Source organism: Yoonia sp. 67-2, assembly GCF_035117555.1.
Classification (GTDB): Bacteria; Pseudomonadota; Alphaproteobacteria; order Rhodobacterales; family Rhodobacteraceae; genus Yoonia.
In genome coordinates, this window is sequence record NZ_JAYKPK010000001.1 from 267,577 (window position 1) to 293,900 (window position 26,324).

The following is a 26,324-nucleotide window of genomic DNA, read 5'->3' on the forward strand; positions in this document are numbered from 1 at the left end:
CTTACGGCGCATCACCCAACGCATCAGGATCGCGCAGCGTGATCGCCCCGCTATCGACCAGATCACGCAAACCGCAGGTGACAGCGGCCATCGCCGCCTCGCCTTCGGCCTTTTTCACAATCCCGCGTTCTGCGGCCTGATCACGCAATTGTGCCGCCATCCGCTGTGATATATTGTCGAGGATGAATTCAGCCGTCGCCACAACATCGGCATCCCCGGCCAAAGCCGCCGCGATCGCGGTGGTCAGCGCCGCGCCATCCACCGCGCGCAGGCCATTGGCGATATCCGCCGGTTTCACCCGTGTCGCGATATCCTTGAAGGTAAAGATCGCGCGGCGCACGTCGCTGGCAAAATCGGCATCCTGCACGCCCAGCCCGGCCAACACATCTTCACGCGTGTCGCTGGCGGCGGAGTTCAGGATCGCGCCCAGCCGCTGCACCGGCGCCTTGTCAAAGGCGGTGGCGGCGACCTGCCCATAATCCTGTGCCAGAGCCTGCCCGATCCGGCGCACCACGTCGGGCGTGACATCTGCCGTCAGCGACATCGCATAGGTGATCCGGCGGGCGCGGTCACCGGGTGTTTTTGCCAGAACTTCTGCCGCTTTGGCGACGGGGAGTTTGGACAGGGCAACAGCGCAAATTTCCACGCTTTCCGCCTGCATGATCTGGACCAGCCGCGCAATTGGCAGCCCTGCCACCACCGGCCAATGATCCCCGTCGCGCACAGAGGCGCGCTGTGATTGTAAACGCCGCGCCAGATCGGGGCTCAGATGATCTGCCAAGGCCGCAATCGCACCATCGCGGTTGCCCGGCGCGGCCATGCCGACCTTGTCCAACGCATCAACAAATTCTGCCGCCACCGCCGCCATCATGTCCCGGTCAAGCAGCCGCAAATCAGCCAATTCGCCGGTCAGGGTTTCCTGCAAGGGTTCGGGCAAGGAGGACAGCGGCAGGCTGCCGCCATCGGCAATCAACATCTGCACGATGATCGCCGCCTTGCGACGGCGGGACAGCAGGGCTGCGGGCATATCGGACATCACATTCATGCCCGTAATCTACATCAGCGGCGGTGAAGAAAGCGTTACGATCCCGGATGCGTCACGATGATCGACATTTTCTTCAGCTGTTCAACGGTTCCCGCAGGCAAGGAGGCCTGATCGCGGGTCGCCTCATGCAGGATATCGAACCTTGCGGTCAATTCGCTGATTTCTGCATCGGTATATTCGCGATCCGGGCGGGCAAAGCCGGCCATGCTGTGGCTGCCGCCCGCGTCCGTTGCGTAAACCATGCCATATTTCATACCATAGGCCGCTGCCTGCGTCAGAATGCCCGCTGGATCCTCCAGATCGGACCATCGACAAAACCCGGTGTTTTCAAAACACCAGGAGACGGTCGGGTCATTCATCAACAACCCAGTCTTTGAATAATGATCAAGCCATGGCCGTGGGTAGCTTTGGAAAAAATAAGCGGGAGTCGTGAAATTGATATGCAGACCCATCGCATAACCAGAACTGGCACGATCCTTGAACTCACCAAGCGTTTTACTCAGATCAAGTTTGGACTGGGCCATCAATTATACTCGCTTTCTGGTTGCCAAAAGTGCAAAACTGGCGATAGTGTAACAACGCCGTTGAGTGTCTCCAGTGTATAGGTAACAATAATGCAGCAACAAGGCCTTTGTCGCTTTGGCAAAGGTTGGGGATTTTTTATGTCGGCACTTTTGGGCCCCGATGATATCAGCCAACTGGCACCATCGGGTCATTATATTGCGTTACGAATCGGTTTTGCCTTCCCGATGGAAGAGGTGAATGAACTGCCCGCTGATTGGGTGGATCACTATACAAAACAACGGTTCATGTTGTTTGACCCGCTGATCCGCTGGGCCTATGCCAATATCGGGTCCTGCCGGTGGAGCGAGATGCCATTGGATGATCCCAAACGGGTGATCCTGCAAGCGCGCAGCTTTGGTCTGCGCTTTGGCGTGACAGTGTCGGTCATGGACAGCGGCAGTTCGGCACAGCGATCCTTTGCCAATTTCGCGCGGCCGGACCGCGAATTCACCGATCTCGAAATCAAGCTGCTGCAGGCCTATATCACCCGCCGCCATATCGAGACCGCACCGCCGACGAATCTGACCCGAGCCGAGCTTGAGGCGCTTGGCATGGTCAAGGACGGCAAGCGTCTGAAGGAAATCGCGCATGAGTTGAGCGTCAGCGAAGGTGCCGTCAAGCAACGCCTGAAGAACGCCAAACTCAAGCTGGGGGCGAAAACCGGCACGCAGGCGGCCGCGTTGGCAAATCAATACGGCCTCATCTGACGCTTTCGCTTCTTTTCTCTCTCCGTTAGATCGAATTAACGATAAATTGTCGTTATCGCGGGTGAATTGCAATCTGAGGATGTAACTTTGCCCAAGAGATCACTGATTTGAATGAGGGACCTATGGAAAAGATTACGTTCAACCTGACGCAACTGCACAAACACGGCACCGCGTTTTTCGAGTATCTTGCGCTGCGCAAGCAGTTTTTCGTGGACCAGCTAGGCTGGGATATTCCACATGACGATGATCTGGAGATGGATCAATACGACAACCCGCAGGCCTATTATTCACTGGTCTTGCAAGATGGCAAAGTGATCGGTGGCGGCCGTGCGATGGCGACAACAGCGCGCTGGGGATCGCATACCTACATGCTGCGCGACGCGGTTGAAGGCAAGATCATCGGCATCCCCGATACGATTGTCGATCAGGTCCTGATCACGGCCAATGTCTGGGAATGTACCCGCGTCGTAGTCTCCTCTGAAATCAAAGACCCGGCTGCCAGTGCGGAATGTCTGTCCTTGATCGTCGACGGTCTGGCAGATCAGGCCCGCCAGTCAGGCGCGACCGAGATGATGGCGCTCAGCCGTCCGTCACTGGTGCGTGCTTTGCGCAAGATCGGCTATGCCCCGCAGATGATCGGCGAATCTTATGTGAACAGTGACGATGGTCGCCGCTATGTCGCGATGACCATGTCGGTGAATGACCGGATTGCACCGACCCGTCAGATCACGCCACGCCGTCCGGTTGATGCAAAATCGGCCCCTGTCTTTGCGGCATCCCCGCTCTGATCTGTTGCCGGATTGCGGATCCGGGCGTGGTCCCGCCCGGATGCACCGATTGGCTTACGCCGCGCCGAAAACGCGGGCGAAAATCGTATCGACATGTTTCATGTGATAGCCAAGGTCGAATTTCTCTTCGATCTCTGCCGGCGTCAGCGCGGCCAGCACATCGGCATCGGCGAGCAGTTCGGTCTTGAAATCCGCCCCCTGTTCCCAGACCCGCATCGCATTGCGCTGCACCAGTCTATAGGCATCCTCGCGGTTCACCCCCGCCTGCGTCAGCGCCAGCAGCACGCGTTGCGACATCACCAGCCCCCGGAATTCATTCATATTCGCCAGCATGTTGTCAGGGTAGATCACCAGTTTTTCAACGACACCCGCCAACCGGTGCAGCGCGAAATCCAGCGTGATCGTCGTATCCGGCCCGATCGCGCGTTCGACGGATGAATGGCTGATATCGCGTTCATGCCACAAAGCCACGTTTTCCAGCGCCGGGATGACCGACATCCGCACCAGCCGCGCCAGCCCGGTCAGGTTTTCCGTCAGTACCGGGTTGCGCTTATGCGGCATCGCCGAACTGCCCTTTTGCCCGGCAGAAAAGAACTCTTCCGCCTCCAGCACTTCGGTGCGCTGCATATGGCGGATCTCGATGGCGATGTTTTCGATGCTGGATGCGATGACGCCCAGCGTCGCGAAAAACATCGCATGCCGGTCGCGCGGGATCACCTGCGTGCTGATCGGCTCGGGTGTCAGGCCCAACTGGGCACAGACATGCTCTTCCACACTTGGATCGATATTGGCGAAAGTCCCGACCGCGCCGGAAATGGCACCCGTCGCAATCTCGGCCCGCGCATTGACCAGACGGGCGCGGTTCCGGTCCATTTCGGCATAGAACCGGGCAAAGGTCAGGCCCATTGTCGTCGGTTCTGCGTGAATGCCATGGCTGCGCCCGATCCGCACGGTGTCTTTATGTTCCAGCGCGCGGGTTTTCAGCGCGGCCAAGACACGGTCCATCCCCGCCAGCAACAGATCCGTCGCGCGGACAAGCTGCACGTTGAACGTGGTGTCCAGCACATCGGATGATGTCATCCCTTGGTGGACAAACCGCGCAGTATCCTGCCCGATGATCTCGGCCAGATGGGTCAGAAAGGCGATGACGTCATGTTTGGTCACGGCCTCGATCTCATCAATCCGGGCGACATCAAAGGCCACATCTTTGGCTTTCCACACCGCCGCCGCATTTTCCGCCGGGATCACGCCGATCGCAGCTTGCGCGTCGCAGGCATGCGCCTCGATCTCGTACCAGATGCGGAACTTGGTGGCGGGGTCCCAGATGGCGGTCATTTCGGGGCGGGAATAACGTGGGATCATGGGGCACCTTTTGATTGATCTGGGCAGCAGCCTGCCTTTGCGTCATAAAAGGGAAGGGGCCAAGCCTCAACCCAAGAACAAGGATGTTGCGGTGCTGGGGCGCAGTGATTTTGCAGGGAATTGGCATCTGGCGCGCCGGATTGACGACCGGCATGGGCAGATGCGGGGGGAATTCACTGGCACAGCACTGCTGACACCCATGGGCGATGACAGGCTGGATTATGTCGAGGTCGGCCAGATGCGGTTTGGCACCGCCCCGCCGATGCAGGCGACAAGGCGCTATCGCTGGCAGTTTCTGCCGCGCCGCGTCATCATCCGCTTCGCCGATGGCGGCGATTTCCACAGTTTCACGCCAGCGGGGCAGGCGGCAGGCACTGACCATCCCTGCGGGGAAGATTATTATACTGTCACCTATGATTTCACCCGCTGGCCGGATTGGCGCGCGACATGGGTCGTGAATGGTCCGCGCAAGGATTATACATCGGTCACCGATTACCGGCGGGCGGCGGGGTGAACCCCGCCCTACGGGCTTGCGCCGCGTTGCGGCATCAGCAATAAATAGCGCAGGTAACAATTAGGGGAGAGTGGCAGATGGCCCTCGCATTGAATGACAAAGTCCTGACCGAGGCTTTCGGCCCATCCAGCGGCACCGCCCTGCGCGTCAAACAGGCGCTGATGGTGGTGCTGGGCATCATCGTTCTGGCCGTGATGGCCAAGATCAAAGTCCCGGTCCCCGGCAGCCCCGTCGCGATCAGCATGGGTACTTTCGCCGTGCTGACCGTCGCTGCCGCCTATGGGCCGCGTCTGGGTCTGGCGACGATGCTGGGCTGGATGATCGTGGGGATGCTGGGCTTTGACGTCTTCCAAAGCTCCAGCGCCGAAGCTTACGGCATCAGCTACATGATGGGCAGCACCGGCGGCTATCTGGTCGGCTATGTGCTGGCGACCTTGGCGCTCGGCTATGCCGCCCGCGCTGGCTGGGACCGGTCGGTCGTGATGATGGCGCTGGCGATGCTGATCGGCAACGTGCTGATCTATGTGCCGGGTGTCGCCTGGCTCGGCGTGCTCTACGGCTTTGACCAGCCGATCTTCGCCTGGGGCCTGACACCGTTCCTTTTGGGCGATGCGCTGAAACTGGGTCTGGCCGCACTTCTGGTGCCGGGCCTGTGGAAGCTGATCGGCGACGCGCGTAAATAAGCGCTTGGTGAGGCTGAGAGATAAGGGGCGCGGGCTGAAAGGTCTGCGCTTTTTTGTTGGGTAAAGCCGGATACGAACTAGGTCTTGAATAGTCGTTGGTTTTCCCTTTTGACCAATTGGGTAAACAGTATTGCTAAGGAACCTAAAAAGTGAAGGAGACAGTAGATGCTGGAAGATTTTAATAAAGATCGAGTGACCCTCGTAAAACCAGATGGACAGGTCGCAAAAGAAGAATTTGGCGCTCTTGTTCTGAACAATAAGGTCTACACGGCAGATCTGACCCTGCGGTTAGAAGTTGGTGACCACCTTCTACGCAAATTGCCGAATGGACTGGTAGAGGATTACGAGATCATTGATCCCAAATATTATAACCTTGGGTCAGACTCACATTTTAACATAGACGTCAGGAAAATTGGTGTGCCTCAGTCGAAAGCCACAGTTGTTCAAGATATCACAAACATTTTTCATGGCGCCAACGCACGCATGAATATGAACTCAACCGATAATTCAATTAATTTAGCATCAGATATATCGCAGGAGCAGCTACGCGACTTTATAAATCAAGTTCGACCAGTTGTTTCTCTTCTTCCTGAGGAAAATCGGGAAGCCGTTATGACCGAGTTACGCAAGATAGAAGTGGAAGCGGAAAAACCGAAACCGTCAGCGTTGTCAGTGATGGCCGCTCTTCAATCTATTAAGTCTGTTGCTGAGGGCGCTTCTGGCAATTTGGTGGCGGCTGGAATCATCAGCCTGATTGGCTCATCTTTTTAATTTTCTATACAAAAAAGCCCCGCCTGACCTAACAGACGGGGCTTCCTTGCGATCATTCAGCCATTAGCAGCTGTAATACATCTTATATTCAATCGGATGCGGTGTGTGCTCGTAGGCGTAAACCTCTTCCCAGCGCAGCGCCATGTAGCCTTCGAGCTGGGATTTGGTGAAGACGTCACCGGCCAGCAGGAATTCGTGGTCGGCTTCCAACTCGGTCAGGGCTTCGCGCAGCGAACCACACACGGTGGGGATCGATGCCAGCTCTTCCGGTGGCAGATCGTAGAGGTCCTTGTCCGAAGACGGACCCGGATCGATCTTGTTCTTGATCCCGTCGATGCCAGCCATCAGCAGGGCGGCGAAACACAGGTATGGGTTCGCAGCCGGATCGGGGAAGCGGGCCTCGACGCGCTTTGCCTTGGGGGATTCGGCCCATGGGATGCGCACACAGCCCGAGCGGTTGCGGGCGGAATAGGCGCGCAGGACGGGGGCTTCAAAGCCGGGGATCAGACGCTTGTAGCTGTTGGTCGTCGGGTTGGTGATCGCGTTCAGCGCTTTGGCGTGTTTCAGGATACCGCCGATGAAATACAGCGCCTCCTGCGACAGATCGGCGTATTTATCGCCTGCAAACAAAGGCTTGCCGTCTTTCCAGATCGACATGTTTACATGCATCCCGGTGCCGTTATCACCAGCAATCGGCTTCGGCATGAAGGTCGCCGATTTGCCGTAGGCCTGTGCCACGTTGTGGATTACATATTTGTATTTCTGGATCTCATCGGCCTGATGCGTCAGCGTGCCGAAAATCAGACCCAGCTCATGCTGGCAGGACGCCACTTCGTGGTGGTGCTTGTCGACCTTCATGCCCATCCGCTTCATCGTAGACAGCATTTCGGAGCGCATTTCCTGCGCGTCATCGATCGGGTTCACCGGGAAATAGCCGCCCTTGATGCCGGGACGGTGGCCAGTGTTGCCCATTTCATATTCGGTATCGGTGTTCCATGCGCCGTCGAGCGCATCGACCTGGAACGAGACTTTGTTCATCGACACGCTGTAACGCACATCGTCAAAGACAAAGAATTCCGCTTCCGGCCCGAAATAGGCGGTATCGCCCACGCCGGAGGCTTTCAGATATTCCTCTGCCTTCACGGCTGTGCCGCGCGGGTCGCGGTCATAGGGTTCCATCGTGTCGGGTTCGACCACGTTGCAATGCACGCAAAGCGTCTTTTCCGCATAGAACGGATCGATATAGGCGCTGGCCGGATCGGGCATCAGTTTCATGTCGGATTGGTCAATCGATTTCCAACCGGCAATGGACGAGCCGTCGAACATGAAGCCTTCTTCAAGGAAGTCTTCATCCACAAGATCGGCAACCACGGTGACGTGTTGCAGCTTGCCGCGCGGGTCGGTGAAGCGGATATCGACGTAATCGACCTCTTCATCCTTCATCAGTTTCAGAACAGCTTTATTGTCCATAAGGGCACCTTTCGTAAATATCTGCGTTACCTTGCATCATCCCCGCAGCGCGAGGGCAAGGGGTGTTAAAGGGCTTCGTCCCCGGATTCGCCAGTACGGATCCGGATCGCCTGTTCCACAGGCGAGACGAAAATCTTGCCATCACCGATCTTATCGGTCTTGGCGGCGGCAATGATCGCTTCAATCGCGCCATCAACCTGATCATCGGGCAGCACGACCTCGATCTTGACCTTGGGCAGGAAGTCGACGACATATTCGGCACCGCGATACAGTTCCGTATGGCCCTTTTGGCGTCCAAATCCTTTGACTTCGACGACAGAAAGACCCTGCACGCCCATTTCCTGCAATGCTTCTTTGACCTCGTCGAGCTTGAAAGGCTTGATGATCGCTTCGATCTTTTTCATGGCACTGCGACTCCCCGTATTTCATGCCTCGTCGTGAGACCATTTCTGTTGCACCGGGACAATTCATGGCAAAGTCTGGCGGTGCAATGGCCCAAGGAAACCATAGGTCTTGCCTAAAGAATGTGCAACTAGGCTATAGAATGGGCGCAAAAAGAACATGAGGCGAGAGGCAATGACCAAAGTCCTGACAGCGGCGCAAATGCGCGCAAGTGAAACCGCCGCCATGGCGCAGGGCGCTGTGACGGGTTTGGCGCTGATGGAGCGCGCGGGGCAGGGCGTGGTGGCGGCCTGTTTCGCGCATTGGCCGGAATTGGCCGGTGATAGGCCGATAACCGGGGGCCAGCCCCCGGACCCCCGGGATATTTCTGCTCGGACGATCGGACGACGCGCGGTGATCCTCTGCGGGCCGGGAAATAATGGCGGTGATGGCTATGTTGTCGCGCGGCTGCTGCAGGATGTGGGCTGGCAGGTGGATGTCATGGCTTTGCCGGGCGCAGGCAGTCCTGATGCGCGGGTGAATGAATATGGCTGGCGCGCCTTGTGGCCGGTGCAGGCGCTGACTGTGCAGGCGTTGCGCGATCATCCGGGCGCGGATCTTTATGTCGATGCGTTGTTCGGGATCGGGTTGTCGCGGGGTTTGACCGGCGCGGTGGGTGCGGTTGTGGAGGTTTTGGCGCAGATGGATGTGGCGCGGCTGGTGGCCATTGATCTGCCATCCGGCCTGTCGGCTGATAGCGGTCTGGCGCTGGGGCCGGTCGCGCGCGCCGGGCTGACGGTAAGTTTCGACAGCCCCAAGCCGGGGCATTTTCTGGCGCAAGGCCCGGGGTTCTGCGGGTGGTTGGAGGTGGTCGATATCGGCATCGCCGCGTTCCGACCGGAGGCGACGATCACCTTGGTCGATGCTTTGGCACCTGCGAACATCGCGCGGCTCGGCAAAGCGCAGGGGCATAAATACAGCCATGGTCATGCTCTGGTGCTGGCGGGTGGCTCAGGTCAAGGCGGTGCCGCGCGGCTGGCGGCGCGCGGGGCTTTGCGGATCGGGGCGGGGGCGGTGACTTTGGCCGTACCGCCGGATGCTGTGGTCGAGAATGCGGCGCAGCTCAACGCGGTGATGCTGCGGCCACTGCCGGATCCGGCGGCGCTGCGGGCCTTGCTGGAAGACCGGCGCATTTCGGCGCTGTGCCTTGGGCCGGGGATGGGGACAGGGTCGCGCGAGGCTGAATTGCTTCAGGCGGCGCTGAACGGCATCCCGCTAGTGCTGGATGCTGATGCTTTGACGCTGCTGGCGCGCGCGCCGGATCTTTTTGCCGTTTTGCATGATAAATGTATCCTGACCCCGCATGACGGCGAATTCGCCCGGCTGTTTCCTGATCTCGCGGCACAAGGCGGATCGCGGGTGGATATGGCGTGTCAGGCGGCAGAGCGGGCCGGCTGCCTTGTCCTGCTGAAAGGGCCGGATACGGTGGTCGCCGACCCCATGGGCCGCTCTTTCATTCATGCGGCCGTCTACGCCCGCAGCACGCCCTGGCTTGCCACCGCAGGGGCGGGCGATGTGCTGGCCGGGATCATCACCGGGTTGCTCGCGCGTGGTTTTGCGCCGATGGACGCGGCCACCACCGGCGCCTTTCTGCATGCCGCCTGCGCCCGCGTTTTCGGCCCCGGCCTGATCGCCGAAGACCTGCCCGACATACTGCCACAGGTGCTGCGCGATCTGGGCGTCTGAGGCTTTGTCATAAAGGCGATTTTTCCTCTCGCATCCCGCCCGTAGCTTTGCTAGACAGCGCCCAACATGGGGCAGGCCCGAAAACCTGCCCCTTTTGATCATGCGGGTGTGGCGAAATTGGTAGACGCACCAGATTTAGGTTCTGGCGCCGCAAGGCGTGGGGGTTCAAGTCCCTCCACCCGCACCAAGTTAGTGAAAGAAGGACAGCATATGCAGGTCACCGAGACCCTGAACGAAGGCCTCAAGCGCGGCTACGCCATCACCGTCACGGCGGCTGAACTGGACGCGAAAGTCGAAGAAAAGCTCAAAGAAGCCCAGCCCGGCATCGAGATGAAGGGTTTCCGCAAGGGCAAGGTCCCGATGGCATTGCTGCGCAAGCAACATGGCCAGCGCCTGATGGGTGAAGCCATGCAGGACAGCATCGATGCTGCCGTGCGCGAACATCTGGACACATCCGGCGACCGCCCTGCGGCCCAGCCTGAGATGAAGATGGCCAACGAAGACTGGAAGCCCGGCGATGATGTCGAGGTCAATGTGACCTACGAAAAGCTGCCCGATATTCCTGCTGTCGATTTCAGCAAGATTTCGCTGGAACGTATGGTTGTCAAAGCTGACGACGCAGCCGTGCAGGAAGCCTTGGACAATCTGGCCGCCTCACCGCAGGCCGTGTCCTATGAGCCCAAGAAAACCCAGGCGAAAAAGGACGATCAGGTCGTTCTGGATTTCGTGGGCAAGATCGACGGCGAGGCCTTTGAAGGTGGCGCTGCGGAAGATTATCCGCTGGTGCTGGGCTCCAATTCCTTTATCCCAGGCTTTGAAGACGGGTTGCTGAAGGTCAAGGCGGGCGAGACGAAAGACGTCGAAGTCAACTTCCCCGAAGATTATCAGGCCCCCAATCTGGCCGGTAAAAAGGCCGTTTTCACCTGCACGATCAAAGAAGTCCGCGCGCCCAAAGCGCCCGAGATTGATGACGAACTGGCCAAGAAATTCGGCGCCGAGGACCTTGCCGGTCTGAAAACCCAGATCGCTGACCGTCTGGAAGCCGAATACAAAGGTGCCTCGCGCGCCTTGGCGAAACGTGCGTTGCTGGATGCCTTGGACAAAGAGGTCAGCTTTGATCTGCCCGCCTCCTTGGTCGAGGCCGAGGCGAACCAGATCGCGCATCAGCTGTGGCACGAAGAAAACCCTGATGTGCAGGGCCATAACCACCCCGAAATCAATCCCAGTGATGAGCATAAGACGCTTGCCGAACGCCGGGTGAAACTGGGGCTGCTTCTGGCGGAGATCGGTCAGAAAGCTGAAGTGAAGGTCACCGATCAGGAAATGACGCAGGCGATCATGAATCAGGCGCGGCAGTACCCGGGTCAGGAACGTCAGTTCTTTGAATTCGTGCAGCAGAACGCACAGTTCCGCCAGCAATTGCAGGCGCCTTTGTTCGAGGACAAGGTTGTGGACCATATTTTTGCCGCCGCGACGGTGACGGAAAAAGAAGTCAGCAAGGAAGATTTGCAGGCGGCTGTTGAGAAGCTGGAAGAAGAATAAACCAAGCCAGATGCTTGTGGAAAAGGGCACCTTCGGGTGCCCTTTTTTGTTGGCGCTTGAGGTGTGTCGGGGAGAACCCCGACCTACTTGGTGGTGTTGGCGGTCGGGGTGAACCCCGACCTACGGGGCACGCTCCCTTTGCCTGGCATGCATATGTAGGTCGGGGTTTTCCCCGACCCATAAAACACATCACCCCTCGCTCGGGACGATCCGCATCAGCGGCGCGGAATCGCCATCGCCGATCACATAGATGAACCCGTCATTCGGCCCGACCGCGACGTCACGGATGCGATGCCCTTCGCCTTCCAGCAAGCGGGCAGGGTCTGACACCTCATCGCCGTTCACCGCGAACAGCCCAAGATATTGATGCGCGAGGTTGCCTGCCAGCAAATGCCCCTGCCAGTCTGGGAAAGCATCGCCATCATAGAATGTCATCCCCGAAGGTGGGAAATTATCCTCGCGCCCCGGACCCCAATTATATACGGGGGCAATGAATCCGTCATCCTCCTGATGGGTGGGCGCGAATTGTTCGCCGGTGCGGTAATCGACACCATAAGCGGCCAGCGGCCAGCCATAATTCTCGCCACGGGCGACGATGTTGATTTCATCGCCACCCGCCTCGCCATGTTCGGCGACCCAGATCTCGCCGGTGTCAGGATGTACGGTCATCGCCTGAATATTGCGGTGGCCATAAGACCAGATCGCAGGTGCCGCCCCGGCGATATCAACAAAGGGGTTATCGGCGGGGGCTTCGCCGTCCAGTGTCAGACGCAGAACGCTGCCATTCTCGGTCGCGATATTCTGCGCCACATGTTCCGGCCCGAACTCTTTGTTATTCCGGTCGCCCGTGCCCATGTAAATATGACCATCATGGATCACGATACGCGACCCGTAATGCGCATTGCTGTCCACACCGGGGCTGACCTGAAACAATGTCTCAACATCATTCACACTGCCTGCGGCCAGATCGAGCGTGCCGCGTCCCAGATGCGTCGTGGTGCCACCTTCGACATTGCCAGCCCATGTCATGTAGATCACATTGCTGGTCGCAAAATCTGGGGCCAAGGCGATATCAAGCAGGCCACCCTGACCGGCTGTCGACACATCCGGCGCGCCGCTGATCTCGGACACTTCGCCCGTCGCGGCCTCATAAAGAAAGAACGTGCCATTGCGGCCAGTCATCAGGATATCGTCGCCATTGGGCAGAAATTCCATCGCCCAAGGCCGCTCCAACCCATCGGCGAGGACCTCATGCGTATAATCCTGCGCAAAGGCGGGTGCTGCGATCATGATCGCCGTTGCTGTGGTGAATGCGGTGAATTTGGTCATAATATTCCCTCTGTTACATCGTTCCCATTTATATCTGGTCAACAATAGGGATAAGGCGAGGTTCCATAACATGATTGTCATGTCGGGCGCCTGCGCGGGCACCCGACCGCAATAAAAAAGGCCGCCTGCAAGCAGACGGCCCTTTTCGCAATGTCACCGTAGGGTGCGTGCAAGCACGCACCCTACCGATGGTCGCTTACTTATCGTCGTCGTCGCCGAATTCGTCAGCGGCGCTGCCAATATCGTCGAACAATTCCTGAATTTCGAATTCAGCGGCGGCTTCTTCTTCAGCAGCCAGTTCAGCGATGGATTTGCCGGCAGCTTGCAGTTCAGCCTCGTCCTTGGAGCGTGCGACGTTCAGCGTGATCGTCACAGTGACTTCGGGGTGCAGCACGACATCGACGTCATGCAGGCCCAGTTCCTTGATCGCGCCTTTCAGCACAACCTGATTTTTGTCGACGCTGAAACCATCGGCACTCGCGGCTTCGGCGGCGTCACGTGTGGTGACGGAACCATAAAGCGCGCCACCATCAGATGCCGACCGGATCACCACGAAAGTCTGACCGTCGAGCTTTTCGCCCAGACCTTCAGCTTCTTTCTTGGTTTCCAGATTGCGGGCTTCGAGCTGGGCCTTGTCAGCTTCAAAACGGGCAAGGTTTGCCTTGTTCACGCGCAGGGCTTTGCCCTGGGCCAGCAGATAGTTGCGGGCATAGCCGTCCTTGACGGAAACGACTTCGCCCATCTGACCCAGCTTCGCCACGCGTTCGAGAAGAATGATATCCATGATATGTCCTTACTTAACTGCGTATGGCAGCAGGGCCAGGAACCGGGCACGCTTGATCGCACGGGCGAGGGCGCGCTGGTTCTTGGAACCGACAGCGGTGATACGGGCTGGCACGATCTTGCCACGCTCAGAGATATAGCGCTGCAATGTGCGGGTGTCTTTATAGTCGATCTTCGGGGCGTCATCGCCTTCGAATGGATCGGACTTGCGACGGCGGAAGAATGGTTTGGTTGCCATGATTGCTATCCTTTACTGATCAACGACGTTCGCGGCGTTCGCCGCCACGGTCACCACGGTCGGGGCGGTCGCCCCTGTCACCGCGCTCTTCGCGCTTTTGCATCTGCACGGATGGGCCGTCTTCATGTGCATCGACCTTGATGGTCAGCACACGCATCACGTCATCATGCAGGCGCATCAGGCGTTCCATTTCCAGGATCGCAGGTGCGGGCGCATCGGTGCGCAGCAGGGCGTAATGGCCCTTGCGGTTCTTGTTGATCTTATAGGCCATCGTTTTGACGCCCCAATATTCGTTTTCCAGCAGCTTGCCGCCGTTATCGGTCAGCACCGTGCCGAAATGTTCGATCAAGGCTTCGGCTTGCGTGTTGGACAAGTCCTGACGCGCAATCATCACATGCTCATATAGCGGCATGTATACTCCAGTTCTTTTCTCGGCGCATTTCAAAGGCGGGGCAGTGACCCTTCTGCACCCCAGCCACGAGAGTCTGCGCAGTTCATAACAATACACAGAAGGATGGGGCCTTATACGCAGGCTGGCCCGCGATGCAAGGGGGCTGTTGGGGTGGCGGTTCACCGCCGTGTCCGCCTGAACATGTCATGTGCATTTATGTCGGGTTGCGGCTGGCAGGGGTAATCACTCTATAAACAGCACACATGAAACGCCCATCAGGAGCATCCCAATGAAAAACGTCCTTGCCGCAGCCGCCCTTGCCACTTTCGCCGCTGTCCCCGCCTTTGCCCAGGATTACGTGCTGGACGCCAGCCACAGCCAGATCGTCTTCACATACGAGCATCTTGGCTTTTCGACCACCACTGGCATGTTCTCCGGTTTCGAGGGCGAGATCAGCTTTGATCAGGAAGATCCTGCCGCCTCTTCCGTCACCGTGGAATTCCCCGTCCGCACCATGCTGACCGGCTGGGAAGGCCGTTTTGAGCATTTCATGAGCGGTGACTTCTTCGACGCTGCCGATGACGAAATGGTCAGCTTCACATCCACCGGGATCGAAGTGACCGGCGACACCACCGCCTTGATCACCGGCGACCTGACCCTGAACGGAGTCACCAAAGAAGTCGTGCTGGATGCCACCCTGAACCAGGCCGGCATGCACCCGATGGAGAACAAGGAATGGGCCGGTTTCGACGCGACAACAACATTGCTGCGGTCCGACTATAACGTCGGCGCGTTCGCACCGTTTGTGAGCGATGAAGTGCAGGTCATGATCTCGATCGAGGCGATGGTGGCTGAATAAGCCATCCGCGCCTAAGTACCTGTATTTTTAGCGTAAAGATTTGCACGGTTAGATTAACGAGTGCGTATTTCATCAGTATCAGACCACATCGGATAGTCCGGTGTGGTCTTTTTTGTTTGTGGGGATTGTCGCGGACCAGGGGCTTGCGTCAACATCAGCCAATGGATCAGCGATCCCGTAAGTTGTCAGTTGACAATTTAATGAGTGGAGGTTATCAATTGGGTCGCAAGCGGCACACATCGAAAGAAATCGAAGCGCTGCTGCAGGAACTTGAGGCGCTCGGGTGGATCGTCATTGAAGGCAGGGGACATGCATGGGGTATCCTGCGCTGTCCTGCGAACAGCAAGGATTGCCGATGCGGTGAATTCTGCCAGATGTCGGTCTGGTCCACGCCGAAAAACCCGCAGCAATTTGCAAAAAAAGCTGCGGCAAAAGGCGCTCGCCTGTGTGAAGCGCGATGAGAAGAAGGAAAAACCGCATGGCTGAAGACTTTGAATTCGAACTGGTCTTCGCGCTGCCCGAAGGGTCGCATGATGCCTTCGCGCTATCCGATGCCGTTTTTGAAGCAGGGTTTGAGGATGCTCTGGTCGGCACAGGCATCGCCGGACTTCTTGCTGTCGCGATTGAAGCGGAAGGCGAGGATGCGGAAACGGTCATCCTTGATGCAGCACGCGCGTTGATCAAGACGCTGCCCAAAGGCACGATCCTGCGCGAAATTCGCCCCGACCTTGTCAGCCTCGCCGATGTCGCCGAAAAGCTGGAGGTCAAACGCCAGGCACTGCAACAGCGCCAGATGCCGTTGCCGTCTGCCGGTGGCCTTTACCGCATTGATGAGATGATGGCAGTGCTGACCGCAGCAGCCCAACCCCAGCCGGGCGGTCGCCGCCCGCGATTTAACCTCAAAGCGGCGGAAAACTGGTTCCGGGCCGGGCAGGCCGCGCGCAGGATCAATGCGCAGTTGACAATGCGCCAAATCGACCCCGCAACGATTGAATACAAGTAGGTCGGGGTTCTCCCCGACCAATCCCGCACCCGACCCAATCCCGCGTCCGGCGGGGTAAACCCCGCCCTACCGTGTTGCGGTGACGGCCAGCGTCACATCCACCGCAAAGCCCAGCGAGCTTTCATCCGCCATCGACGCCCCGATCCCGAAATCGCGGCGGTCGAGCGTCAGGGTGCCGCTCATCTGGGCCACATCCCCATCCGCCACCAGATCAAACGGAAAGCTGACCGGCATTTCGCTGCCTTTGATCGCCAGCACACCATCGGCGATATAGGCCCCGGCCTCTTCAATAATCGTCCCGGTGAAGGTCGCGGTAGGGAAGGTCGCGGCATCGAAGAAATCCGCACCCATCGCCTGGCTTGTCACCGACCCCAGCGTCAGCGACTGGATCGCGATGGTCGTCATGACCTCGCCCGCAGCCCCGGTGGCATCAGGGTCGAAACTGATCGCGGCGGTCCATTCACCGAAACTGCCCTGCACATCGCTGCCCAATTGCGTCACGCTGATGCCGATCTCGCCTTCGGTCACTGTCCATTCAGAGGAAACAGTGGCCAAAGCCTCGGTCGGGGCGCTTTCATGCGCGCTGAACAGGCCCGCCGCGGCGGCACCCCCGGTGGCCAGCGCAAAGATCACGACGGCGGCCAGAGGGGCCGCAAAGCCCCCACGATGCGCAGGCACCTGTGGCGCATCGGCCCGGCCGAACCACATCCGGCGCAAAGTGGCATCCTTGTCGATGAAATGATGCTTCAACGCCCCGGCAACATGCAGCAGGATTGAGGCGATCATGATTTTGCTGAACAGCCAATGCAGCGCTGCGGCACTTTCGGCGACAGTCTCATTCAGCGGCACAAAGGGCAGGCCCTGCCCAAAGGGCCACCAGATTGGGGCAAAACCGCTGGTGGCCGCATGATGCACCCAGCCCGACAGCGGCACCGCGAACAGAGAGATATACAGCGTCCAATGCACCACCGCCGCCAGCGTCGATTGTGCCTTTTTGTCATGGTTCAGATCACCGGGTTTGGGCTGGCTTACCGCCCAGATAATCCGCGCCAGCGCCACGAAAAACACCAGCACCCCCAGCGTTTTATGCACTGAGAACACCTGCGCCTTCAGCGCCAGCTCCGCATCCGTCTCATAAGGCAGCGCATTGGCGATTAACCCCAACGGCACCAACGCCAAAATCAGCAAGGCGGTCAGCCAGTGGAATGTCTTGGTCACCGACCCATAGGTCTGCGCGGTATTGGCTGCGGGCATCGTCATCTCCTGTAAATGCTGCACTGCAGATAGCAGCGCGCGGCCCAGCGGCAAAGACCCGCCGATGCAGAGTGATTGTGCATCTGTGCTGCATTGCTTGCCGTGTCCGCGCGCAGCGGCTAAACCAAGGCCAAGCAATGAATTAGGAGCAGGTCCAGATGCGGGCATTCGTTTTTCCCGGCCAAGGGGCGCAGACAATCGGGATGGGGCAGGCGCTGGCTGCGGCCTATCCATCGGCCAAAGCTGTCTTTGACGAGGTGGATGAGGCTTTGGGCGAAAACCTCTCCGCCCTGATCTGGGACGGCGATATCGCCGAACTGACCCTGACCCAGAATGCCCAGCCCGCCTTGATGGCAACCTCCCTTGCCGCGATGCGGGCGCTGGAATCAGTAGGCGTCGATGTCACCGCTGCCAGTTTCGTTGCAGGCCATTCCTTGGGCGAATATTCCGCCCTTGCCGCCGCAAAGGCACTGACCATCGCCGATACCGCCCGCCTTCTGCGCATCCGTGGCCGCGCCATGCAGGAGGCCGTGCCAGTGGGTATCGGCGCGATGGCCGCCCTTTTGGGGCTCGATTTCGACCAGGCCCGCGCGGTGGCCGAAGAAGCCGCACAGGGCGAGGTCTGCGAAGCTGCCAATGACAATGATCCGGGGCAGGTCGTCGTTTCCGGCCACAAGGCCGCTGTCGAACGCGCGCTCGATATCGCCAAGGCCGCAGGTGCCAAACGCGCGATCCTGCTGCCGGTCTCCGCACCGTTCCATTGCAGCCTGATGGCCCCGGCGGCAGAGGTGATGGCGCAGGCGCTGGCAGAGGTCACCATCGACAAACCCGCCGTGCCCTTGGTCGCCAATGTGCTGGCCGATGTGGTGACTGACCCTGACAAGATTCGCACATTGCTGGTCGCTCAGGTCACAGGCTCGGTCCGCTGGCGCGAAAGCGTGGCCTTCATGGCCGCGCAGGGTGTCACCGATACCTATGAAATCGGCGCAGGCAAGGCGCTGTCCGGCATGGTCAAACGGATCAACCGCGACCTGACAGCCAGTGCCATCGGCACCCCCGAAGATGTGGCCGCCATGGCTGCTGCATTTCATGAATAAAGGAATACATATGTTTGATCTGACTGGTAAAACTGCACTCATCACCGGTGCTTCTGGCGGTATCGGCGGCGCGATTGCCAAGGCGCTTTATGATGCCGGGGCCACCGTCGCGCTATCGGGCACACGGGTGGAACCGCTGGAAAAACTTGCCGCTGAACTGGGCGACCGCGCCCATGTGCTGCCCTGCAACCTGTCCGATGCAGAGGCCGTCACCGCCCTGCCAAAACAGGCGGCTGATCTGATGGGGTCGGTGGATATTCTGGTCAACAACGCCGGAATCACCCGCGACAACCTGTTCATGCGGATGTCGGATGATGAATGGGCCGATGTGCTCAACGTCAACCTGACCTCCACCATGCGCCTGTGCAAAGGCGTCATTCGCGGCATGATGAAAGCGCGCTGGGGGCGGATCGTGAATATCTCCTCTATCGTCGGTGCCACCGGCAATCCCGGTCAGGCAAATTATGCTGCCTCCAAGGCCGGGATGGTCGGCATGTCCAAATCCATCGCCTATGAGGTCGCCAGCCGTGGCATCACCGTCAATTGTGTGGCACCGGGCTTTATCACCACGGCAATGACCGACAAACTGAACGACGACCAGAAATCCGGCATCCTGACCCAGGTCCCCGCCGGCCGCATGGGCGAGGCGGATGAGATCGCCGCCGCCGTCTTGTATCTCGCCAGCAATGAGGCAGGCTATGTCACCGGTGCGACCTTGCATGTGAACGGCGGTATGGCCATGCTATAGCACGGGGAGGACGGGGAAAGCGTTTGCCAAGACGAATTTCTCTGCTATGAGCCTCGCAGCTTAACATGCGGCGTCGTGCCCGCTTTGCTAAATCCCGCAAGGGAATATGAAATCGGGCGCTTGCCCAGAAAGAACTGAGGAATTGACATGAGCGATGTCGCAGACCGCGTACGCAAGATCGTTGTAGAACATCTTGGTGTTGAAGAAGACAAAGTGACCGAAACTGCGTCTTTCATCGACGATCTGGGGGCAGACAGCCTCGACACCGTCGAATTGGTCATGGCTTTCGAAGAAGAATTCGGGATCGAAATCCCTGATGACGCTGCAGAAACCATCCAGACTTTCGGCGATGCGGTGAAATTCATCTCCAGCGCACAATAAATCCGGTTCACCGGGTGCAAACGGCGTCCCTCGGGGCGCCGTTTTGCTTTTGAGGCGCAGCTTTGCGCCCAGAGGTTGATCCGCGCCCTTGCCCCTATGTGGCGGGCTGGGGTATCAAGCAGAAAATACGCCAAGAGGTGAGGGCATTATATGCGTCGTGTCGTTGTAACAGGTCTGGGGCTGGTCACGCCCTTGGCTGACGGGGTCGAAAACAGCTGGAAAGCCTTGCTGGCCGGGAAATCCGGCGCAGGCAAGATCACCGGCTTTGATCCCAGCCGCCTGACCACGCAATATGCCTGCGAAGTCCCGCTTGGTGACGGAACCGACGGCACGTTCAACGCCGATAAATATATGGAAGCGAAAGAACAGCGCAAAGTCGATACATTCATCCTCTTTGGCATGGCCGCCGCCCAGCAGGCGATCGAGGATTCGGGCTGGATGCCGACCGCGCGTGAAGATCAGGAACGCACCGGCGTGATGATCGGGTCGGGCATCGGCGGGCTGAATTCCATCGCCAACACCGCCGTGATGATGGCCGAAAAAGGCCCGCGCCGCGTCTCTCCCTTCTTCGTCCCCGGCGCGCTGATCAACCTGATCTCCGGCCAGGTCTCGATCCGCTACGGCTTTCGCGGCCCGAACCACGCGGTAGTGACGGCCTGTTCGACCGGTGCCCATGCCATCGGCGACGCCTCGCGCCTCATTCAGTTCGGCGACGCAGATGTCATGATCGCAGGCGGGGCAGAGGCCGCGATCTGCGAGCTTGGCATCGCCGGGTTCAACGCCTGCAAGGCGCTCTCCACCGCGCACAACGACGACCCGACCAAGGCCAGCCGCCCTTGGGACAAAGACCGTGACGGGTTTGTCATGGGCGAGGGGGCAGGGATGCTCGTTCTGGAAGAATATAAACATGCCAAGGCGCGTGGTGCCAAAATCTATGCCGAGGTTTTGGGCTACGGCCTGTCCGGTGACGCACACCACATCACCGCCCCACCGCCCGACCATGAAGGCGCCGAACGCGCGATGCGCGCCGCCTGCCGGAACGCCAAGATCGACCCAAGCCAGATCGATTACGTCAACGCCCATGGCACCTCGACCATGGCTGACACCATCGAACTCTCCGCCGTCGAACGGCTCGTCGGGCCAGAGGCTGCGGCGAAACTCACCATGTCCTCGACCAAATCCGCCACAGGTCACCTGCTCGGTGCCGCTGGCGCGATCGAGGCGATCTTCTCCATCCTCGCGATCCGCGATCAGGTGGCACCGCCCACGATCAACCTCGACAATCCCGATGTCGAAACTGTCGTCGACCTCTGCGCCAACGCCAAACGCGAACGCAAAATCGACATCGCTTTGTCGAATTCCTTCGGCTTTGGTGGCACCAATGCCAGCGTGATCTTCGGGAAACCGACCTGATGTGGCGCAATATCGCCTCCAACGCGCTGACGCTGTTCGTCGTCGCCTTGTTCCTGCTGGCCGGTGCCATCGGCTGGGCCAGCAAAGCATACCGCGACCCCGGCCCGCTGGCGCAAGCCATTTGTTTCGAGGTGCCTGCCGGTGCCTCGATGAACGCCGTCGCAGACCGGCTGTCAGAGCAGGATGCCGTCACATCGCGGATGATTTTGCGCGCTGGCGCGGATTACACCGATAAATCGGGCCTGTTGAAAGCGGGCAGCTTTCTGGTCCCCGAACGCGCCTCGATGGAAGAAATCGTCGATATCATAACCCGTGGCGGTGCCAATACCTGCGGCACCGAAGTCATCTACCGGATCGGCGTCAATCAGGTGCAGGGCGTGGTGCGCGACCTTGATCCGGTGACCAACCGCTTTGTCGAATTGGTGACCTTCGATCCAGTCGCTGGCGAAGAACCCGCCGAATATATCGAGGTCCGCGATCAGGCCGACACCCGCTATCGTCTGATCCTCGCCGAAGGCGTGACCAGCTGGCAGGTGCTGAACGCGCTGCAAAATATCGCCACAATCGACGCGGATGTGACCGAAAGGCCCGCCGAAGGCAGGCTCGCCCCCGGCAGCTATGACCTGACCCCGGGCACCGCCGCCTCGGCCATTCTGGCGCAGATGACATCGCGGCAGGATCAGATCATCGCCACTGCCTGGGCCAACCGCGATGAAGATTTGCCGCTCGCCAACCCGGAAGAGATGCTGATTCTCGCCAGTATCATCGAAAAGGAAACCGGCATCGGCGGCGAACGGGCACAGGTCGCCAGTGTCTTCGTCAACCGGTTGCGGCAGGGCATGCGGCTGCAGACCGACCCGACCGTGATCTATGGCATCACCGAAGGCGAAGGGGTATTGGGCCGCGGCATCAGGCAAAGCGAATTGCAGGCCGAGACGCCGTGGAACACCTATGTGATCACCGGCCTGCCACCGACGCCCATCGCCAATCCGGGCCGCGAAAGCATCGAGGCGGCGGTCAATCCCGATGAGACCGATTATATCTTCTTCGTCGCCGATGGCACGGGCGGACATACATTCACCACCAATCTTGACGACCACAACCGCGCCGTCGCGGTCTGGCGGCAGATCGAGGCTGAACGCGCCGCCAATCCCCCCGCCGCGGCAGAGTAAGCGAAGATTTTTCATCCGGAAAATCTCTGCCCCGCCAAGAAATGCCTGCGACATTTCCTGGCTGCTTGCGGCGGTGATATGGCGCGAGGCCCCGGAGCACGTCCGGGGCTGCGGTTACCTCGCACGCAGGGTCCGCCTCCCACGCAGCCCCGGACTTGATCCGGGGCCTCACCCCCATACACCCCAACAAAACTAAACATCCCGCTAACCCCCCGCACGCAGCCATTGCGCGTGCAGGTTGTGCTGGCACCCCCTTTGCGGTAATTTCAAATCGCTAGATGGCGTGATCTGACCCTCACCCACTCGACCTGCGGAAGATGTCCAACAGGTCATTCATCATGAACCCCGATCCCGATACCGACCCCACGGCGCTGGCCAAGGCCCGCGACCGCGTCGATGAAATCAGCCTTCTTTTCGGGCGCATCCGTGCGCTTCTCGACCACAGCCTGCGGGTCACTGACGATTTGTCAGAGGAAACCCCGCGCGCTGTCATCACCCGTATGGACCAATTGATCGCGGCGCATCTGAAGATGCTGACCGCAGAGGAGGCTTTCAATGCTGCCCACAACAAAAATCCCACCGATCTCGCCGAACTTGACCGCATCCGCTGTGCGCTGGAACGCCGATTCCGTCGCCTCTGCGCCAGCAGTGATCCGCAAGGCGTTTCTGAACAGCCTTGATCCGGCGGAATTGCAGGCCTTGCCCTATCTGTTCCCGTTCTGGGCGATGCCGCATCAATTGCCCCCGCCAGGCGATTGGCGCACCTGGCTGATCATGGGCGGGCGCGGTGCCGGCAAGACCCGCGCCGGGGCCGAATGGGTCCGCGCCATGGCGGCCGGCGGCGCGCGCCGGATCGGCATCATGGGCGAATCCTTCCGTGAAGGGCGCGATGTGATGATCTTTGGCGAAAGCGGCATCATGGCGGTCAGCCCGCCCGCCGCGCGCCCCAAATGGATCGCCACCCGCGACCTGCTGGTCTGGCCCAATGGTGCCGAGGCGCAATTGTTTTCCGCCCAGCAGCCAGAGGCTTTGCGCGGCCCGCAATTCGACGCCGCCTGGGTCGATGAGCTGGCGAAATGGCGCAAGGCGTCGGACACATGGAACATGCTGCAATTCGCGCTGCGACTGGGGGATAACCCGCAGGTCTGCGTGACGACAACACCGCGCCGCTCCATGATGCTGCGCGCGCTGCTGGCGCGCCCCAGCACGGTGATGACCCATGCAGCAACCCATGCCAACCGCGCCAATCTGGCGGCGGGCTTTCTGGCCGAAATGGCGGCAGAATATGAAGGCACCACATTGGGACGGCAGGAATTGGAAGGGCTGATCCTCGACGATGTTGAAGGGGCCTTGTGGCAGATGGCACCACTCGCCGCCTGTCAGGTGACGGAAGCGCCGCCCTTGACCCGCATCGTCGTCGCGGTCGATCCGCCGACCACCGCCCATGAAGGATCAGACGCCTGCGGCATCATCGTCGCTGGCGTGGTCATGTCCGGCCCGGTGCAGGACTGGCGCGCCTATGTGCTGGAAGATGCCAGCATTCAGGGGGCCAGCCCCGCCATCTGGGCGCGCGCCGCCATCGCCGCAATGGCGCGCCACAAGGCCGACCGTCTGGTCGCCGAGGTCAATCAGGGCGGCGATATGGTCGAGGCCGTGATCCGCCAGATCGACCCTTTGGTGTCCTTCCGCGCCGTGCATGCCAGCAAAGGCAAGATCGCCCGCGCCGAACCGGTCGCCGCCCTTTACGAACAAGGCCGCGTGCATCATCTGCGCGGCTTGGGCGATCTGGAGGACCAGCTCTGCCAGATAACCGCTGCGGGCTATGAGGGCAAAGGCTCCCCCGACCGCGTCGATGCTTTGGTCTGGGCGTTGCAGGACCTGATGATCGCCCCCGCCGCAAACTGGCGCAATCCGCAGATCCGGCAGTTGTGACCGTCACATCCCTGCGGGATGTTTGGTGCCTCCGGCGGGAGTATTTTTCGGAAATAAGAAGCGAAAGTTCCCGTCTTCTTATTTCTCCAAATACTCCCGCCGGAGGCATCAAAGTTTTTTCTCACAGGTGTTGCCACACCCACCGAACGCCGCAGTAACCCGATCCTCATCCCTTTTCGTTAAATTGGTTTCAACGCTGCAAAGACCACGTGATCCGCAGCCAAGGAGATGCTGATGTTTGATTTTCTCACCCGCAAAACGGCCCCCGTGCCCGAAGTGAAAACTTCGGCCACGGGCCGCATCATGGCGATGCAGGGCGGCCGTGTCGCCTGGACCCCGCGCGATGTGGTGTCTTTGACCCGCGCCGGGTTCCTTGCCAACCCCATCGGCTACCGCGCCGTGAAGCTGATCGCCGAAGCCGCCGCCGCGATCCCGCTGATCGTGCAGGATGACCAGCGCCGCTATGATCATCATCCGGTGCAGGAATTGCTGGCGCGCCCCAATGCCGCCCAAGGCCGCGCCGAATTGCTGGAGGCTTTGTTTGGCCAGATCCTTTTGACCGGCAATGGCTATCTGGAGGCTGTCGCGATTGATGACCTGCCTGCCGAAATCCACGTTTTGCGGTCTGACCGCATGGCCGTGGTGCCCGGTGCCGATGGCTGGCCTGCGGGCTATGAATATTCCGTGGACGGGCGCAAACATCGCTTTACCAGCACCGACAGCCACAGCCCGATCTGCCATGTGAAATCCTTTCACCCGCAGGATGACCATTACGGCTTTTCCGCCTTGCAGGCCTGCGCCGCCGCGATTGACGTGCATAATGCGGCCTCGCGCTGGTCCAAGGCCTTGCTCGACAATGCCGCCCGGCCATCGGGGGCCATCGTCTTTCGTGGTGGCGAAGGCCAATCCGCGCTGACGCGGGACCAATATGACCGCCTGATCGATGAGATGGAAACCCAGCATCAGGGCGCGCGCAACGCTGGCCGCCCGATGCTGCTGGAAGGCGGGCTTGACTGGAAACCGATGGGCTTTTCCCCCTCCGACATAGAGTTCCAGAAAACGAAAGAGGCCGCCGCGCGGGAAATCGCCATCGCTTTTGGTGTGCCGCCGATGCTGCTCGGCATTCCCGGCGACGCGACTTATGCCAATTATCAGGAAGCCAACCGTGCCTTTTACCGCCTGACCGTTCTGCCTTTGGCAACCCGCGTCACATCGGTCATCGCCGACTGGCTGTCTGATTTTTCGGGCGAGCGGATCGAAATCCGCCCCGATGTCGACCAGATCGCCGCCCTGTCGCCTGAACGCGACAGCCTCTGGCGGCGGGTGGGGCAGGCGGCTTTCCTCAATGAGGCTGAAAAACGCAATCTGCTGGGCCTGCCAGCGCTGGAGGTGGGTGATGGACAATAAAATCATCGCCCTGCGCGGCACACCGCGCCCGCCACCGCCACCGGCCTCGGATTTCTGGTTCGCCCATGTCGATCTGCGGCTGGGAAAAATCGAAACCATCATCGCACGGCTCGCATGGCAGATCTGGATTGTGGTCTGCGGCAGTGCTGCCTTGCTGATCATCGAAATTGTCACAGCATTCAGCGGGGGGACCCCATGACCTTGGAACATAAATTCTGCACCAGCCCCGGTGCTGTCACAGTCAGCGATGGCGCTGTGATCAGCGGCTATGCCTCGCTGTTCGGCAAATCCGATCAGGGCGGCGATATCGTCACCAGCGGTGCCTATCGCATCAGCCTGTCACAGGGCCGGCGGATCAAGATGCTCTGGCAGCATGATCCCACCCAGCCGATTGGCATCTGGGATGAGGTGGTCGAGGATCACAAAGGCCTTTGGGTCAAAGGCCGCCTGCTGACCGATGTCGCCAAAGCGCGCGAGGCGGCAAGCCTGATCGCCGCCGGGGCCATTGATGGCCTCTCCATCGGTTACCGTACGATCAAGGCGCGCAAGGATGACACCGGCGCGCGCCACCTGACCGAACTCGATCTGTGGGAGGTGTCTCTGGTCACCTTCCCGATGCTGGCCGATGCGCGCGTTGCCGCAAAGGCCGACCAAACTGGCGCGGATGATCTGCGCCAGCTGACCGCGGCCTTTGCTGCCGCACGCCGCCTGCTGCAACCGCGCTAACCCCGCCACCCAAAGGAA

30 protein-coding genes and 1 tRNA gene are annotated in these 26,324 nt (G+C 59.7%); 21 read left to right on the plus strand and 10 right to left on the minus strand.

Annotated elements, in window-relative coordinates; all coding sequences use genetic code 11:
• Position 1: 1 nt before the first annotated feature.
• Both VOY09_RS01345 and VOY09_RS01350 read right to left on the minus strand, forming a co-directional pair.
• A complete protein-coding gene (locus VOY09_RS01345) occupies positions 2 to 1,036 on the minus strand; it encodes a FliG C-terminal domain-containing protein (protein ID WP_322892680.1) in 1,035 nt (344 codons plus the stop codon).
• Positions 1,037 to 1,080: 44 nt separating this feature from the next.
• A complete protein-coding gene (locus tag VOY09_RS01350; RefSeq protein WP_323811263.1) occupies positions 1,081 to 1,569 on the minus strand; it encodes an autoinducer binding domain-containing protein in 489 nt (162 codons plus the stop codon).
• A 138-nt stretch (positions 1,570 to 1,707) separates the two neighbouring features.
• Between VOY09_RS01350 and VOY09_RS01355 the strand changes: the two genes are divergently transcribed.
• Together VOY09_RS01355 and VOY09_RS01360 are read left to right on the plus strand one after the other, a co-directional pair.
• Positions 1,708 to 2,316 carry a helix-turn-helix transcriptional regulator gene (locus VOY09_RS01355; protein WP_322892679.1) on the plus strand — a complete coding sequence of 203 codons (609 nt, stop codon included), beginning with the start codon at positions 1,708 to 1,710 and terminating at the stop codon, positions 2,314 to 2,316.
• A gap of 122 nt (positions 2,317 to 2,438) precedes the next feature.
• Positions 2,439 to 3,104 carry an acyl-homoserine-lactone synthase gene (locus VOY09_RS01360; RefSeq protein ID WP_322892678.1) on the plus strand — a complete coding sequence of 222 codons (666 nt, stop codon included), beginning with the start codon at positions 2,439 to 2,441 and terminating at the stop codon, positions 3,102 to 3,104.
• A 54-nt stretch (positions 3,105 to 3,158) separates the two neighbouring features.
• Here VOY09_RS01360 and purB read toward each other — a convergent pair whose 3' ends face one another.
• Complete coding sequence (purB, locus tag VOY09_RS01365) at positions 3,159 to 4,466, minus strand: adenylosuccinate lyase (protein WP_322892677.1); 1,308 nt, start codon at positions 4,464 to 4,466, stop codon at positions 3,159 to 3,161.
• On the opposite strand from purB, the gene VOY09_RS01370 reads away from it, so the two are divergent.
• From VOY09_RS01370 to VOY09_RS01380, 3 genes are all read left to right on the plus strand, one after another.
• Positions 4,465 to 4,980: a DUF6314 family protein gene (locus VOY09_RS01370; protein ID WP_322892676.1), complete on the plus strand. Its 516-nt coding sequence runs from the start codon at positions 4,465 to 4,467 to the stop codon at positions 4,978 to 4,980. The two genes, purB and VOY09_RS01370, sit on opposite strands and share 2 nt — an antisense overlap.
• A gap of 77 nt (positions 4,981 to 5,057) precedes the next feature.
• Positions 5,058 to 5,663 carry a biotin transporter BioY gene (locus VOY09_RS01375; RefSeq protein WP_322892675.1) on the plus strand — a complete coding sequence of 202 codons (606 nt, stop codon included), beginning with the start codon at positions 5,058 to 5,060 and terminating at the stop codon, positions 5,661 to 5,663.
• A 165-nt stretch (positions 5,664 to 5,828) separates the two neighbouring features.
• Positions 5,829 to 6,434 (plus strand): hypothetical protein, encoded by a 606-nt coding sequence (locus VOY09_RS01380; protein WP_322892674.1) that lies wholly within the window; start codon positions 5,829 to 5,831, stop codon positions 6,432 to 6,434.
• Positions 6,435 to 6,497: 63 nt separating this feature from the next.
• On the opposite strand, the gene glnA is transcribed toward VOY09_RS01380, so the two are convergent.
• Entirely contained in the window at positions 6,498 to 7,904 is a 1,407-nt protein-coding gene (gene glnA, locus VOY09_RS01385) for a type I glutamate--ammonia ligase (protein WP_322892673.1), read from the minus strand.
• A gap of 65 nt (positions 7,905 to 7,969) precedes the next feature.
• A complete protein-coding gene (locus VOY09_RS01390; protein ID WP_322892672.1) occupies positions 7,970 to 8,308 on the minus strand; it encodes a P-II family nitrogen regulator in 339 nt (112 codons plus the stop codon).
• Positions 8,309 to 8,480: 172 nt separating this feature from the next.
• On the opposite strand from VOY09_RS01390, the gene VOY09_RS01395 reads away from it, so the two are divergent.
• From VOY09_RS01395 to tig, 3 genes are all read left to right on the plus strand, one after another.
• Positions 8,481 to 10,031 carry an NAD(P)H-hydrate dehydratase gene (locus tag VOY09_RS01395; protein ID WP_322892671.1) on the plus strand — a complete coding sequence of 517 codons (1,551 nt, stop codon included), beginning with the start codon at positions 8,481 to 8,483 and terminating at the stop codon, positions 10,029 to 10,031.
• A gap of 102 nt (positions 10,032 to 10,133) precedes the next feature.
• A tRNA-Leu gene (locus tag VOY09_RS01400) sits at positions 10,134 to 10,218 on the plus strand.
• A 23-nt stretch (positions 10,219 to 10,241) separates the two neighbouring features.
• Positions 10,242 to 11,573 carry a trigger factor gene (gene tig / locus VOY09_RS01405; protein ID WP_322892670.1) on the plus strand — a complete coding sequence of 444 codons (1,332 nt, stop codon included), beginning with the start codon at positions 10,242 to 10,244 and terminating at the stop codon, positions 11,571 to 11,573.
• Positions 11,574 to 11,762: 189 nt separating this feature from the next.
• Here the strand turns inward: tig and VOY09_RS01410 are convergent, their stop codons facing one another.
• From VOY09_RS01410 to rpsF, 4 genes are all read right to left on the minus strand, one after another.
• Positions 11,763 to 12,902, minus strand: coding sequence for a PQQ-dependent sugar dehydrogenase (locus VOY09_RS01410; RefSeq protein WP_322892669.1), 1,140 nt, complete (start codon positions 12,900 to 12,902; stop codon positions 11,763 to 11,765).
• A 196-nt stretch (positions 12,903 to 13,098) separates the two neighbouring features.
• The gene (rplI, locus tag VOY09_RS01415) at positions 13,099 to 13,686 is read right to left on the minus strand and encodes a 50S ribosomal protein L9 (protein ID WP_322892668.1); all 588 of its coding nucleotides are present in this window, start codon (positions 13,684 to 13,686) and stop codon (positions 13,099 to 13,101) included.
• Between the two features lie 9 nt (positions 13,687 to 13,695).
• Positions 13,696 to 13,923 carry a 30S ribosomal protein S18 gene (gene rpsR, locus VOY09_RS01420; RefSeq protein WP_322892667.1) on the minus strand — a complete coding sequence of 76 codons (228 nt, stop codon included), beginning with the start codon at positions 13,921 to 13,923 and terminating at the stop codon, positions 13,696 to 13,698.
• A 19-nt stretch (positions 13,924 to 13,942) separates the two neighbouring features.
• The gene (gene rpsF / locus VOY09_RS01425; protein ID WP_322892666.1) at positions 13,943 to 14,335 is read right to left on the minus strand and encodes a 30S ribosomal protein S6; all 393 of its coding nucleotides are present in this window, start codon (positions 14,333 to 14,335) and stop codon (positions 13,943 to 13,945) included.
• Positions 14,336 to 14,603: 268 nt separating this feature from the next.
• Between rpsF and VOY09_RS01430 the strand changes: the two genes are divergently transcribed.
• From VOY09_RS01430 to VOY09_RS01440, 3 genes are all read left to right on the plus strand, one after another.
• A complete protein-coding gene (locus VOY09_RS01430; RefSeq protein WP_322892665.1) occupies positions 14,604 to 15,173 on the plus strand; it encodes a YceI family protein in 570 nt (189 codons plus the stop codon).
• A gap of 200 nt (positions 15,174 to 15,373) precedes the next feature.
• Positions 15,374 to 15,634, plus strand: coding sequence for a hypothetical protein (locus tag VOY09_RS01435; RefSeq protein ID WP_322892664.1), 261 nt, complete (start codon positions 15,374 to 15,376; stop codon positions 15,632 to 15,634).
• Between the two features lie 17 nt (positions 15,635 to 15,651).
• Positions 15,652 to 16,176, plus strand: a complete 525-nt coding sequence (locus VOY09_RS01440; protein WP_322892663.1) for a hypothetical protein — start codon at positions 15,652 to 15,654, stop codon at positions 16,174 to 16,176.
• Positions 16,177 to 16,242: 66 nt separating this feature from the next.
• Here the strand turns inward: VOY09_RS01440 and VOY09_RS01445 are convergent, their stop codons facing one another.
• Complete coding sequence (locus VOY09_RS01445) at positions 16,243 to 17,430, minus strand: cytochrome b/b6 domain-containing protein (protein WP_322892662.1); 1,188 nt, start codon at positions 17,428 to 17,430, stop codon at positions 16,243 to 16,245.
• Between the two features lie 158 nt (positions 17,431 to 17,588).
• Here VOY09_RS01445 and fabD point away from each other — a divergent pair, with 158 nt between their 5' ends.
• From fabD to VOY09_RS01495, 10 genes are all read left to right on the plus strand, one after another.
• Positions 17,589 to 18,527 (plus strand): ACP S-malonyltransferase, encoded by a 939-nt coding sequence (gene fabD / locus VOY09_RS01450; RefSeq protein ID WP_322892661.1) that lies wholly within the window; start codon positions 17,589 to 17,591, stop codon positions 18,525 to 18,527.
• Between the two features lie 10 nt (positions 18,528 to 18,537).
• Positions 18,538 to 19,275 carry a 3-oxoacyl-[acyl-carrier-protein] reductase gene (gene fabG, locus VOY09_RS01455; RefSeq protein WP_322892660.1) on the plus strand — a complete coding sequence of 246 codons (738 nt, stop codon included), beginning with the start codon at positions 18,538 to 18,540 and terminating at the stop codon, positions 19,273 to 19,275.
• Positions 19,276 to 19,422: 147 nt separating this feature from the next.
• Positions 19,423 to 19,656: an acyl carrier protein gene (locus VOY09_RS01460; protein WP_007205102.1), complete on the plus strand. Its 234-nt coding sequence runs from the start codon at positions 19,423 to 19,425 to the stop codon at positions 19,654 to 19,656.
• A gap of 150 nt (positions 19,657 to 19,806) precedes the next feature.
• Positions 19,807 to 21,069, plus strand: coding sequence for a beta-ketoacyl-ACP synthase II (gene fabF / locus VOY09_RS01465; RefSeq protein WP_322892659.1), 1,263 nt, complete (start codon positions 19,807 to 19,809; stop codon positions 21,067 to 21,069).
• Positions 21,069 to 22,241: an endolytic transglycosylase MltG gene (gene mltG / locus VOY09_RS01470; protein WP_322892658.1), complete on the plus strand. Its 1,173-nt coding sequence runs from the start codon at positions 21,069 to 21,071 to the stop codon at positions 22,239 to 22,241. Before fabF ends, mltG begins: the two co-directional genes overlap by 1 nt.
• A gap of 338 nt (positions 22,242 to 22,579) precedes the next feature.
• Positions 22,580 to 22,921: a hypothetical protein gene (locus VOY09_RS01475; RefSeq protein ID WP_322892657.1), complete on the plus strand. Its 342-nt coding sequence runs from the start codon at positions 22,580 to 22,582 to the stop codon at positions 22,919 to 22,921.
• On the plus strand, positions 22,851 to 24,173 hold the full coding sequence (locus tag VOY09_RS01480; RefSeq protein WP_416236726.1) for a DNA-packaging protein: 1,323 nt from the start codon (positions 22,851 to 22,853) through the stop codon (positions 24,171 to 24,173). Before VOY09_RS01475 ends, VOY09_RS01480 begins: the two co-directional genes overlap by 71 nt.
• Before the next feature lie 234 nt (positions 24,174 to 24,407).
• Entirely contained in the window at positions 24,408 to 25,580 is a 1,173-nt protein-coding gene (locus tag VOY09_RS01485; RefSeq protein WP_322892656.1) for a phage portal protein, read from the plus strand.
• Positions 25,570 to 25,779, plus strand: a complete 210-nt coding sequence (locus VOY09_RS01490) for a hypothetical protein (RefSeq protein ID WP_322892655.1) — start codon at positions 25,570 to 25,572, stop codon at positions 25,777 to 25,779. Before VOY09_RS01485 ends, VOY09_RS01490 begins: the two co-directional genes overlap by 11 nt.
• Positions 25,776 to 26,306 (plus strand): HK97 family phage prohead protease, encoded by a 531-nt coding sequence (locus VOY09_RS01495; protein WP_322892654.1) that lies wholly within the window; start codon positions 25,776 to 25,778, stop codon positions 26,304 to 26,306. The genes VOY09_RS01490 and VOY09_RS01495 overlap by 4 nt, the downstream gene beginning before the upstream one ends.
• The last annotated feature ends 18 nt before the right edge of the window (positions 26,307 to 26,324 follow it).

Bases quoted from the DNA above. Each gene is read 5' to 3' on its own strand.
- VOY09_RS01345 (WP_322892680.1), bottom strand. From the start codon at position 1,036: ATGTCCGATATGCCCGCAGCCCTGCTGTCCCGCCGTCGCAAGGCGGCG.
- VOY09_RS01350 (WP_323811263.1), bottom strand. From the start codon at position 1,569: ATGGCCCAGTCCAAACTTGATCTGAGTAAAACGCTTGGTGAGTTCAAG.
- VOY09_RS01355 (WP_322892679.1), top strand. From the start codon at position 1,708: ATGTCGGCACTTTTGGGCCCCGATGATATCAGCCAACTGGCACCATCG.
- VOY09_RS01360 (WP_322892678.1), top strand. From the start codon at position 2,439: ATGGAAAAGATTACGTTCAACCTGACGCAACTGCACAAACACGGCACC.
- VOY09_RS01370 (WP_322892676.1), top strand. From the start codon at position 4,465: ATGGGGCACCTTTTGATTGATCTGGGCAGCAGCCTGCCTTTGCGTCAT.
- purB (WP_322892677.1), bottom strand. From the start codon at position 4,466: ATGATCCCACGTTATTCCCGCCCCGAAATGACCGCCATCTGGGACCCC.
- VOY09_RS01375 (WP_322892675.1), top strand. From the start codon at position 5,058: ATGGCCCTCGCATTGAATGACAAAGTCCTGACCGAGGCTTTCGGCCCA.
- VOY09_RS01380 (WP_322892674.1), top strand. From the start codon at position 5,829: ATGCTGGAAGATTTTAATAAAGATCGAGTGACCCTCGTAAAACCAGAT.
- glnA (WP_322892673.1), bottom strand. From the start codon at position 7,904: ATGGACAATAAAGCTGTTCTGAAACTGATGAAGGATGAAGAGGTCGAT.
- VOY09_RS01390 (WP_322892672.1), bottom strand. From the start codon at position 8,308: ATGAAAAAGATCGAAGCGATCATCAAGCCTTTCAAGCTCGACGAGGTC.
- VOY09_RS01395 (WP_322892671.1), top strand. From the start codon at position 8,481: ATGACCAAAGTCCTGACAGCGGCGCAAATGCGCGCAAGTGAAACCGCC.
- tig (WP_322892670.1), top strand. From the start codon at position 10,242: ATGCAGGTCACCGAGACCCTGAACGAAGGCCTCAAGCGCGGCTACGCC.
- VOY09_RS01410 (WP_322892669.1), bottom strand. From the start codon at position 12,902: ATGACCAAATTCACCGCATTCACCACAGCAACGGCGATCATGATCGCA.
- rplI (WP_322892668.1), bottom strand. From the start codon at position 13,686: ATGGATATCATTCTTCTCGAACGCGTGGCGAAGCTGGGTCAGATGGGC.
- rpsR (WP_322892667.1), bottom strand. From the start codon at position 13,923: ATGGCAACCAAACCATTCTTCCGCCGTCGCAAGTCCGATCCATTCGAA.
- rpsF (WP_322892666.1), bottom strand. From the start codon at position 14,335: ATGCCGCTATATGAGCATGTGATGATTGCGCGTCAGGACTTGTCCAAC.
- VOY09_RS01430 (WP_322892665.1), top strand. From the start codon at position 14,604: ATGAAAAACGTCCTTGCCGCAGCCGCCCTTGCCACTTTCGCCGCTGTC.
- VOY09_RS01435 (WP_322892664.1), top strand. From the start codon at position 15,374: ATGAGTGGAGGTTATCAATTGGGTCGCAAGCGGCACACATCGAAAGAA.
- VOY09_RS01440 (WP_322892663.1), top strand. From the start codon at position 15,652: ATGGCTGAAGACTTTGAATTCGAACTGGTCTTCGCGCTGCCCGAAGGG.
- VOY09_RS01445 (WP_322892662.1), bottom strand. From the start codon at position 17,430: ATGCCCGCAGCCAATACCGCGCAGACCTATGGGTCGGTGACCAAGACA.
- fabD (WP_322892661.1), top strand. From the start codon at position 17,589: ATGCGGGCATTCGTTTTTCCCGGCCAAGGGGCGCAGACAATCGGGATG.
- fabG (WP_322892660.1), top strand. From the start codon at position 18,538: ATGTTTGATCTGACTGGTAAAACTGCACTCATCACCGGTGCTTCTGGC.
- VOY09_RS01460 (WP_007205102.1), top strand. From the start codon at position 19,423: ATGAGCGATGTCGCAGACCGCGTACGCAAGATCGTTGTAGAACATCTT.
- fabF (WP_322892659.1), top strand. From the start codon at position 19,807: ATGCGTCGTGTCGTTGTAACAGGTCTGGGGCTGGTCACGCCCTTGGCT.
- mltG (WP_322892658.1), top strand. From the start codon at position 21,069: ATGTGGCGCAATATCGCCTCCAACGCGCTGACGCTGTTCGTCGTCGCC.
- VOY09_RS01475 (WP_322892657.1), top strand. From the start codon at position 22,580: ATGAACCCCGATCCCGATACCGACCCCACGGCGCTGGCCAAGGCCCGC.
- VOY09_RS01485 (WP_322892656.1), top strand. From the start codon at position 24,408: ATGTTTGATTTTCTCACCCGCAAAACGGCCCCCGTGCCCGAAGTGAAA.
- VOY09_RS01490 (WP_322892655.1), top strand. From the start codon at position 25,570: ATGGACAATAAAATCATCGCCCTGCGCGGCACACCGCGCCCGCCACCG.
- VOY09_RS01495 (WP_322892654.1), top strand. From the start codon at position 25,776: ATGACCTTGGAACATAAATTCTGCACCAGCCCCGGTGCTGTCACAGTC.